Raw genomic sequence first — 9,042 nt, 5'->3', positions numbered from 1 at the left:
TCATGCGGCACGGCTCCTACCTGATCGGCCCGCTGCTCATCCCGGTCTTCGTCCGTACGGCGATGCGCGCGGTCATAGCCGACCGCACCGCCGTAGCCGAGCAGGGGCGGGCGCTGGCGTCGTTCCTCTCCGGCGACGACAGCCACCGCGTACAGATCGCCGCGTCTCCCCGCTGAGCGGCACACCCGCGAGCTGCTTCCCTTGAGCACGGGATCGGAGGGGCCGCGGCCCCGGCCCGGGTCGATGAACGTCCGCTTCTAACGGCGAGGTGAGAACGGTGCCAGGAGAAGGTCGATGAGGCGCTGTTGGGCGTATTCGTCGCCGTCGAGGGGCACGGTGCCGGTTCGGGTGGGGATCTGTAGGCCGTTATCTGCGACTTCGGCGACGTAGGTCTCGTCGCCGATGCGGAACTCGTGGACGCCGCGCAGTTCGGCGGCTCGAATCGGGTCGAAGCCCGCTTTCATGCTCAGCGGCCCTCGCGCATGGGGGATCCCCGACCACCTTCGCGGAGTTCGCCCGCCGCAACGCCGGCGTCTTCTGCGGCGCCACCGACTACGCCGTCACCCCCGCCTGAGCAGCCCGGAGACAGCATTGAATCTCCGCACAGAGCAGACGGTCCCCGCAGACAGGACACGAAGATATTCGTGCTCGTCCACGGTGGCGCACACGGTGCCTGGGCGTTCGAGCGGCTGGCATCGCTCCTCGTCCATGAGGGCCATCACGTCCTCGCGCGGGACCTCTGAGCGACCGTCGCGCACGGCGACCGGCGAAGCGGTCCAAATCGATATGCCCTCTGCGTCGGTTCAGTGAAGGCCGCCGAAGGGCGGCCGGCAGTTCCGAAAAGAGGGATGAGATGAGTCCGGATCTGAACGGACGGGCAGACGCTGGTGGCGGCGGCTCGCCGATTCAAGCCGAGGAGCGTGCTCTGCTCGCTGTGTTCGACGCGACGTCCAGCGCATGGGCAGAGGGCGACGCGAACGCGTTCGTCAGGTGGTACGGGGAAAACGCGGCCGTGATCCTTCCTGGGGTGTACCTGAAGGGGAAGGCCGCTGTACGAGCCGGTATGGCCGATGCCTTCGCCATGCCGCTGAAGGACTCGAAGCGCATTCATACGGCCCAGGACGTCCGGTTTCTCGACGCGGACACAGCGATCGTGATCACCCGGAGCGTGACCGTGTTCCCAGGCGAGCCAGAGCCTCCGGCCGACCGGTGGGAACTGGCGACATGGGCGTTCTCCAGGGGCGACGACGGTTGGCTCGTCGAGGCCTACCACAGCTGCCCTGCCGGAACCGCGATATAGCCAAGGAGAATCGATGAAGATAGCTGGAAGCACGGCTTTTGTCACCGGCGCCAACCGCGGGTTGGGCCGGCGTTTCGCGGAGCAACTCGTGGCCCGGGGCGCCACCGTGTACGGCGGTGCCCGGAACGTCGCGTCACTAGATGTGCCAGGGGTGATCCCGATCGCGATCGATGTCACGGACGCCGCGTCGGTGGCCGCCGCGGCGGAGAAGACGTCAGGCGTGTCACTGCTGATCAACAATGCGGGTTCCTATACGGGCGCGTCGGTGTCCGACGGTTCCCTGGAGGATATTCGCCTGGAGATGGAGACCCACTATTTCGGCACGCTCGCGGTGAGCCGCGCCTTCGCCCCGCAACTGGCCGGCAACGGGGGCGGCACGATCCTCAACGTGTTGTCCGTGCTGTCGTGGGTGACCTATCCGGGTTACAGCGGTTATGCCGCGGCCAAGTCGGCGGAGTGGTCCCTCACCAATGCACTGCGGCTCGAGCTCGCGGCCCAGGGCACGAACGTCGCCGCCTTGCACGTCGGATACATGGACACCGACATGGTCGCGTCCGTCGACGCTCCCAAGAGCGATCCCGCGGTGATCGCCGCGCTGTCGCTCGACGCACTCGAGGAGGGCTCCATCGAGATCCTCGCCGACGAAGACGCACGGCAGGTCCAGACGAACCTGGCCGGCGGAGTGGCCCGGCTTTACTCGACCGCCGGCTGAGCAGCCGGTCCGGGGCGGACGAGAACTCATCGGCGGTCGGCGCACCTCCACCGGCGGCCGATGAGTTTCGGACGGCCAGCCGATCCAAGGCGTCTTCGCCGCGCCCGCAGGCCCATTGGGCGCCCTCGCAGAGGCCCTTGTCCTGCGGCGTTACATGACCAAGTTAATCCTGCTACGTAACGCGTACATCAGGGAGACGACCGAAATCGCCAATGCGGTGACCACCGCATTGGCGTCGGTGGGAGATTGGCGCGGCCGCGCAAGTACAGGCCTTCGATGAGTGAGAGCAGCAAAGGACTCCCGGTGGTCGGGTCAGACGGGATCACCGTCACGGTCGGGACATTACGAGGCCGGCCGGATGAGTGCCTGCCGACCAGCGGGCACGCGCGGAAAGGCTCAAGTGGGTGCCCTACATCGCGGAAGCCGGAAGCAGAACGTCCGGAATGGGGTCTACGGTGGCGCCATGACCAACAGCGACTACTGGTGGGAACCGCCCCTCGCCGGCACCGAGGCCGAGCACCTCGTCGGTGCGCTCGACCGCCTGCGCACAACCTTCCGCTGGAAGGCCGACCACCTCGACGCGGCCGGGCTGCAGGCCCGCATCGGTGCCTCCTCGCTGACGCTGGGCAGCCTGCTCAAGCACCTCGCATGCGCCGAAGAGCAGATATTCAGCACCAAACTCAGCGGCGCTCCGCTGGGCGCGCCGTGGGACACCGCAGACTGGGATGCCGACCCCGACTGGGACTTCAACTCGGCCGCCGACGACACCCCCGAAGACCTCTACGCGCTCTGGGACGCCACCGTCGAACGGTCCCGGGCGAGGCTCGACGCGGCTCTGGCCGCCGGCGGACTCGACCAGCTCGTCCACCTCACCTACACCGACGGGCGCCGGGTCAGCCTGCGCCGGCTGCTCTGCGACCTGATCGAGGAGTACGGGCGGCACACCGGGCATGCCGACCTGCTCCGTGAGGCCGTGGACGGGCTGGTCGGCGAGGACCCTCCAGCTGGATGGCACGCGAAGTCCAACCGGCCACGCCTACGCAGCTGACCGGCGTACCGGCAATCGAGGCGTCGTGGGACGACCGAAGCTCGCAGACCAGTCCATAAGAACGGCCGATGTGCATGTCATGCCGCGGACAGCGAGCTTCACGCGGTTGTGTCAGACATCGACGGTCAGACGAACGGTCACCACGTCCCCCACGTCGAGCCCTTCGGCCTTGCGCACCGCCGCTTTCACCGGCACGAGGTAGCGCCCGTCTTTGGGGAACAGCGACGTCTTCCATCGGGTTCCCCGTATTCGAGCCGTGACCGGAATCATGCCCCAGCCATAGCTCACCACCGCAGCGGTCGCTTCCAGATCGTGGCACTCCTCGTCCGGAACGGTGACGAAGTGCCACGGCGCCGGCCCCTTCCAGAACCACATCTCGCCGCTGAACTCCAAGTTCATCGACACAGGATAGAAGCCGTCAGGTCCAGGAGGCGCGCCCATGCGGCCAGGCGCCAGCGACCGTCCGAGCAGTATCGACGCCGACGGCGTCCATCCGCTCATGCCGCAGCCAAGCGCGGCCCCGGCCGTGCCGGAAGTGGCCGGCGTCCTTGTGCCCGGCGGTACCTTGGGACTGTTTTGAAACGTCAGGGACGAGGCCGTGCCGTGGTTGGCCGAGCTGGGCGAGATCATGCACCAGCACAGCCGGCGCGCCCGGCTGCTCGGCGACGTGGAGGAGTTTCTCGGCGCCCATCCGGACCTCGAAGACCGCGAGGAGATCGCCATGTCATACATCACCAGGTGCACCCGTGTCCGCCGCGCCTGAAGGCGTCGTCATCCGCAGCCTGACCGTGCGGGACGCCGGGGAGTACCGGGCGTTCCGGCTCCAGGCGCTGAGAGACGCACCCACGGCCTTCACCTCCAGCTTCGAGGAGGACGTCGCCAAGCCGCTGTCGGCGACGGAGCAACGCTTGGCCGCGGCGGGCCGGCCGCACGACGCGGTGATCGGCGCGTACCTGGCGGGGAGTCTGGTGGGCATCGCCGGACTGGCGGTGCCGGAGCGGGCGCAGGAGCGCCACAAAGGCACGCTGTTCGGCATGGCCGTGGCGCCGCACGCCACCGGGCGCGGACTGGGCAGGGCGCTGGTGACGCGGGTGCTGGAGCTGGCGGCCGCGGTGGACGGGCTCGTGCAGGTCGGGCTGACCGTCTCGGAGGGGAACGTGCCCGCCGAACGGCTGTACCGGTCATGCGGGTTCGAGGTATGGGGTCGAGAGCCGCGCGCGATCATCGTGGAGGGATGCGCCGTCGCCAAGCTGCACATGGTTCGCATGCTGGATGCTCCGAAGGCCTCCGGCCGTTGACGAGGTTCCCGCCACACGCCCACTCGGGGAAGGCAGCCGCCAGGAGGCCGCCGCTACCTGGCCGGGGCGCATCGACTGGAATCGGGCAAGCTCGATCAAGGTGGGGATGCCGTACAAGTAGAGTCCCTCAGCATGACCAGCGAAAGTGTGGCGTCGAAGATCTATGCCGTAAGCCATCTGACCGGGGAGTTCGTGCTGCGCTCAGGGCGCACGGCGACGGAGTACTTCGACAAGTACCGTTTCGAGGCCGACCCGGCCCTGCTTGATGAGGTGGCTGCCCAGATGGCGGGACTGGTGCCCGCGGGTACAGAGGTGCTGGCCGGATTGGAGCTGGGCGGGATTCCCGTGGTCACGGCGCTGGGCCGCCATGTTGGCCTGCCCTGCGCGTTCGTCCGCAAGACGGCGAAGGCGTACGGGACTCGCAAGCTGGCGGAGGGCGCCGATGTCTCCGGGCGCCGGGTTCTGGTGGTTGAGGACGTTGTGACCTCTGGCGGCCAGGTGGTGATCTCTACCCGCCATCTGCGCGAGTTGGGGGCACATGTCGACCACGCATTGTGTGTCATTGACCGCCGGGAGGGCGGGATGGAGGCGCTGGCCGGCGAAGGGATCACGTTGTTGTCGTTGCTCGCCAGAGAGGACCTCGAGGCGGCCGCGACCGCCTCGGAATGACGGCGTCCAAGCGCGCACGGAGCTCGACGGGATCCGGACAGCACAACATCTCGCCGGGATCGAAACGCTGATGGATCCCGGAAGAACAGTGACCAGGCGCTCTTGTCGTTGTTCAGGATCGAAGCCCCTGGTCCGCGCCGAAGGTCCCGTTCAACCGGACGATCATCCGAGGACGAGCGGGAGTTTCGCGGCCAGCTCGCCCAGTTCGGTCTTCTCCGCGTCGGTCGGGGCACGCCGTCCGGTGCCGACCAGCAGCGCGTCCTTGTCGGAGAACGACGCGGGGAACGCGGTCCCGGCGATCTTCTCCAGCATCTCACGGGACCGGGCGAGCCCCTCCGCGGGCGGTTCCGCCGCGTCGGGGAGGTGCGCAATCAGGTCGAGATGGTGCAGCGTCCACTCCAGGACGTACGCGGAGAGGTAGTCGCCCGCGGTGAGGACCTCGTCGCGGGTGCCGACCCGGAGGCTCGGGTCGGCGAGTTCGGCGGCGCGGCCTGCGGCGGAGCCGACGTCGTCGAGATGGAACTTGAGCAGCCAAGGCTCCTCGTACGCGGCGGCCAGCCGGACGGTCAGCGCGTCGAGCGGGTCGTCGCCGGTCGGCGGCGTTTCGGCGACGTCCCAGTAGGTCACCGCGTCGCGGGTCGGTTCCGTTTCGGCGGGGGTCACGAGGGTGATCAGGACGTCCTGAGCGTCGATGACCAGATGGCACACCAGGTCCCGGACGAGCCAACCGGTACAGCCGGACGGCTGTGCGAAGTCCTCGTCCGCGAGTTCGGCGACCGCCGTGCGCAACGCCGTCCAGGAGCGTGAGAAGAGATCCACATCGGCACGGTAGTGCGGTGCCGTAATGCGGACAAGCGCATCTAGACGGTCGGCTCGTGTCAGAGGCGGAGGAGGAGGCGGGCGAGGGGCGTTCGGTGGGGTTCGTGAAGGAATGGGTGCCTCCGGCCGGTACCTGCGCGACGGACCCCGCAGCCCGCGACGGCCAGGGCCGAGACGGCGATGGCCTCGATCTCCTCCGCGTAATGGCGTTCCCGAGCCGGGGCAGGTGGCCGCGGTCCTGGCGATGAGATGGACACGATCACCCGGGGGCGGGGGAGCGGCCAGGCATCTTACGCTGAGCTCTCTCGCGGCTCCCGGTGGACCTGTAGCGGTGCGAAACTCTGGCCGGTGGGCATGAGTTCGATCGTGTTGATGTTGACATGGGGCGGAAGGGCCGCGGCCCACCGTACGGAATCGGCGATGTCCGCCGGCGTCAATGGCTGCGTATCGGCGTAGACGGCGCCTGCTTTCTGCGAGTCGCCATCGAAGCGGACGAGCGAGAATTCCGTTTCACCGGCCATGCCGGGCTCAATACAGGTGACCCGGACCCCGGTGCCGTGCAGGTCGCTGCGCAGATTAAGGCTGAACTGCCGTACGAACGCCTTGGTGGCGCCGTAGACGTTCCCGCCGGGATATGGATAGCTGCCGGCGATCGACCCGATATTGATCACGTGACCGCGGGAGCGGGCCACCATGCCCGGCACGATCGCCCTGGTGCAGTAGATCAGCCCGATGCAGTTGGTGGTGACCATCTGTTCCCAGTCGTCGAGGTCCGCCTGGTGAGCCGGGCCCATGCCCTTCGCCAGACCGGCGTTGTTGACCAGGATGTCGATGTCGGGCAGGGTCGCGACAGCCTGCTCGACGGCGGTCCGGTCGCGCACGTCGAGCCGCAGCGGATGAAGGTCCGGCCCCAGCTCCTCTGCGAGTTCGGCCAGCTTGCCCGTCCTGCGGGCGGCGGCGATCACCCGGTGACCCTGGCGGACGAAGCCACGGGCGATCTCGGCGCCGAAGCCGCTGCTGGCGCCGGTCACGAAAACGGTTGCCACCTCTGTCACCGTCGGCTCGGCGAATCGGCCGAGACGGTGTCAAGGAGCTGCTGGAGCGCCTCATTGAATTCCGTCTGACGTTCCAGATTCGGCATGTGGCCGGCGTTCTCTATCACGGCGAGCGTGGCGTTCGGAATGAGATTCCGCGTGAACAGGGCGTCGGTGACCGGCGTGTAATAGTCGTCGCGCCCCACCACCACCAGGCTGGGCACGGTGACGTGTCGCAGGACGTCCACGTAGTCGGGGCGCTCGGCGCGGCCGCGCAGGGCGGCGGCCGCCCCCTCGGCGGACGTCGTCCTCATCATTTCCAGAACGTGCCGCGCGACATCGGGCAACTCAGCGATGTTGTACGGCGCGATCATCCGCGGCAGTATCTCTTTGGCATAGTCCGCCATGCCTTCGCGAATCACACGATCGGCCGTGTCGAGGCGAAGTCGGCTGCCTTCGGCGCTGTCCGTACGTGGAGACGAGTCGGCGATCACCAGACCGCGGACCCGCTCCGGGAAGAGCCGCAAGAACTCCATGGCGATCTGCCCGCCCATGGACAAGCCGGCGATGACGACCTCGTCGATCCCGAGATGATCGAGGAGCGCGGCCACGTCGGCGGCGAAGACATCCAGCGTGGTCTTGCCGGGGACGACGGCGCTCCCGCCGTAGCCACGGAGATCCGGTGCGACCACTCGCCAGCCGGATTCGCTGAAGCGCTCGGCCTGAGGACGCCACATTGATCGGTTGAACGGGTGGCCGTGGATGAGAACGAGGGCGTCGCCACTGCCCACATCATCGAACTCCACCGCGACCCCGTCGGAGAGGAAAGTGCTCATCGTGCTCCTGAGATCGGGCCCCACGACCAAGGATTGCTCCGAGTGGGGCGTGAATGAATTCAAGGCTATGAGCGCCCAATGCATCGGTGCAATAGGGGACAATGTTCTCGGTGCAATGTAAGGTGAGATGCCATGGATGACTACCGGCGTCTGGCCGACGCCGTCGAGGCCGACATTCGTGCGGGGCGGCTGCGTGAGGGCGAACGCCTCCTCCCTCAGCGGGACTTCGCCCGCCGCCATCGCATCGCGACGTCCACTGCGGCTCGGGTCTACCAGGAGCTCATCCGGCGCGGCCTCGCGGTCGGCGAAGTGGGCAGAGGGACGTTCGTCCGCGCTGGCGAGGCACCTGTGGAGCCCGCGCTGGCGGAACCCGCGACCGCGTGGGCCGATCTGGAACTGAACTTCCCCACACTGCCCGGACAGTCGTCTCTGCTCGCCCGCGCCTTCAAGGAACTGCCGGCGAACGCTCTGGGCGCCGTTGTGGGCCCGTCAGGCACCCCGCCGGCGCGCCGGGCCGCGGCGGCGTTCCTGTCCCGTCCCGGGTGGGCGCCGCAGCCGTCGCAGGTCCTGTTCACCGGCAACGGCAGGCAGTCCATCGCCGCCGCGATCTCCGCGCTCGTTCCCGTGGGTCACCGGCTCGGCGTGGAGACACTGACCTACCCGGTCGTGAAGGGCATCGCCGCGCGTTTGGGCGTCACCCTCGTCCCCCTTCCCGTGGACGCCGAAGGACTGATCCCCTCGGCGTTGCGCACGATTCACCGATCTTCGCCGCTCTCCGCCGTCTATCTGCAACCGACGCTGCACAATCCGCTCGGCACCACCATGTCCGTCGAGCGCCGTGCCGACGTGGCATCCACCCTGCGTGACCTTGGCCTGCCCGCGATAGAGGACACCGTGTACGCCTTCCTCCGTGACGACCCCGCACCGCTCGCGGTGCACCATCCGGAGAACACGATCGTGGTGGACAGCCTCTCCAAGCGCCTCACGCCCGGGCTGACGCTGGGATTCGCGGTCGTACCCCCGGCCCTTCTGGAGCGGCTCGCCACGGCGATCAGATCGGGCGTCTGGACCTGCTCTCGCTTCGCCCTGGAGATCGCGTCCCACTGGATGACCGATGGCACGGCGGCGCACATCGAGAAGGCCAAACGCCAGGACGCGGCGGACCGGCAGGCTCTTGTCCGGGAGCGGCTCGGCGAGTTCGCCGTATTGGCTGACTCGTGTGCCTATCACTGCTGGTGGGAACTGCCCGAACCGTGGCGGGCCGAGACGTTCGTGGCCGCGGCCGCGCGACGCGGGATCGCGGTGACTCCCGCCGCGGCGTTCGCC

The 9,042-nt window shown here is 68.1% G+C and carries 12 protein-coding genes; 7 read left to right on the top strand and 5 right to left on the bottom strand.

Features of this window, described 5'->3' with window-relative positions; all coding sequences use genetic code 11:
- Positions 1-257 precede the first annotated feature (257 nt).
- Positions 258-464, bottom strand: coding sequence for a hypothetical protein (locus tag AB0J09_RS46000; protein WP_360706077.1), 207 nt, complete (start codon positions 462-464; stop codon positions 258-260).
- 389 nt (positions 465-853) lie between these two features.
- On the opposite strand from AB0J09_RS46000, the gene AB0J09_RS45995 reads away from it, so the two are divergent.
- The 3 genes from AB0J09_RS45995 (at position 854) to AB0J09_RS45985 (ending at position 3,060) form a co-directional block, all read left to right on the top strand.
- Positions 854-1,300, top strand: coding sequence for an SgcJ/EcaC family oxidoreductase (locus AB0J09_RS45995; RefSeq protein ID WP_360706074.1), 447 nt, complete (start codon positions 854-856; stop codon positions 1,298-1,300).
- A 13-nt stretch (positions 1,301-1,313) separates the two neighbouring features.
- Positions 1,314-2,012, top strand: coding sequence for an SDR family oxidoreductase (locus AB0J09_RS45990; protein WP_360706071.1), 699 nt, complete (start codon positions 1,314-1,316; stop codon positions 2,010-2,012).
- A gap of 463 nt (positions 2,013-2,475) precedes the next feature.
- Positions 2,476-3,060, top strand: a complete 585-nt coding sequence (locus AB0J09_RS45985; RefSeq protein WP_360706068.1) for a DUF664 domain-containing protein — start codon at positions 2,476-2,478, stop codon at positions 3,058-3,060.
- A 111-nt stretch (positions 3,061-3,171) separates the two neighbouring features.
- Here AB0J09_RS45985 and AB0J09_RS45980 read toward each other — a convergent pair whose 3' ends face one another.
- Positions 3,172-3,459: a DUF1905 domain-containing protein gene (locus tag AB0J09_RS45980; RefSeq protein WP_360706065.1), complete on the bottom strand. Its 288-nt coding sequence runs from the start codon at positions 3,457-3,459 to the stop codon at positions 3,172-3,174.
- Positions 3,460-3,658: 199 nt separating this feature from the next.
- Here AB0J09_RS45980 and AB0J09_RS45975 point away from each other — a divergent pair, with 199 nt between their 5' ends.
- The 3 genes from AB0J09_RS45975 to pyrE all read left to right on the top strand — a co-directional run bounded on the left by AB0J09_RS45975 (position 3,659) and on the right by pyrE (position 5,027).
- Positions 3,659-3,823, top strand: a complete 165-nt coding sequence (locus tag AB0J09_RS45975; protein ID WP_360706062.1) for a hypothetical protein — start codon at positions 3,659-3,661, stop codon at positions 3,821-3,823.
- Positions 3,807-4,358 (top strand): GNAT family N-acetyltransferase, encoded by a 552-nt coding sequence (locus AB0J09_RS45970; RefSeq protein ID WP_360706059.1) that lies wholly within the window; start codon positions 3,807-3,809, stop codon positions 4,356-4,358. The genes AB0J09_RS45975 and AB0J09_RS45970 overlap by 17 nt, the downstream gene beginning before the upstream one ends.
- A 132-nt stretch (positions 4,359-4,490) precedes the next feature.
- The gene (gene pyrE, locus AB0J09_RS45965) at positions 4,491-5,027 is read left to right on the top strand and encodes an orotate phosphoribosyltransferase (RefSeq protein ID WP_360706056.1); all 537 of its coding nucleotides are present in this window, start codon (positions 4,491-4,493) and stop codon (positions 5,025-5,027) included.
- Positions 5,028-5,189: 162 nt separating this feature from the next.
- Here pyrE and AB0J09_RS45960 read toward each other — a convergent pair whose 3' ends face one another.
- From AB0J09_RS45960 to AB0J09_RS45950, 3 genes are all read right to left on the bottom strand, one after another.
- The gene (locus AB0J09_RS45960) at positions 5,190-5,846 is read right to left on the bottom strand and encodes a maleylpyruvate isomerase N-terminal domain-containing protein (protein WP_360706053.1); all 657 of its coding nucleotides are present in this window, start codon (positions 5,844-5,846) and stop codon (positions 5,190-5,192) included.
- Between the two features lie 290 nt (positions 5,847-6,136).
- Entirely contained in the window at positions 6,137-6,892 is a 756-nt protein-coding gene (locus AB0J09_RS45955; RefSeq protein ID WP_360706050.1) for an SDR family oxidoreductase, read from the bottom strand.
- A gap of 5 nt (positions 6,893-6,897) precedes the next feature.
- Positions 6,898-7,716 (bottom strand): alpha/beta hydrolase, encoded by an 819-nt coding sequence (locus AB0J09_RS45950; protein WP_360706047.1) that lies wholly within the window; start codon positions 7,714-7,716, stop codon positions 6,898-6,900.
- 132 nt (positions 7,717-7,848) lie between these two features.
- Here AB0J09_RS45950 and AB0J09_RS45945 point away from each other — a divergent pair.
- A partial coding sequence (locus AB0J09_RS45945; RefSeq protein WP_360706044.1) for a PLP-dependent aminotransferase family protein occupies positions 7,849-9,042 on the top strand: 1,194 nt, incomplete at its 3' end.

It is taken from the genome of Nonomuraea sp. NPDC049784, from assembly GCF_040659615.1.
Taxonomy (GTDB): domain Bacteria; phylum Actinomycetota; class Actinomycetes; order Streptosporangiales; family Streptosporangiaceae; genus Nonomuraea.
This window is presented reverse-complemented; position numbering and strand designations above follow the sequence as displayed.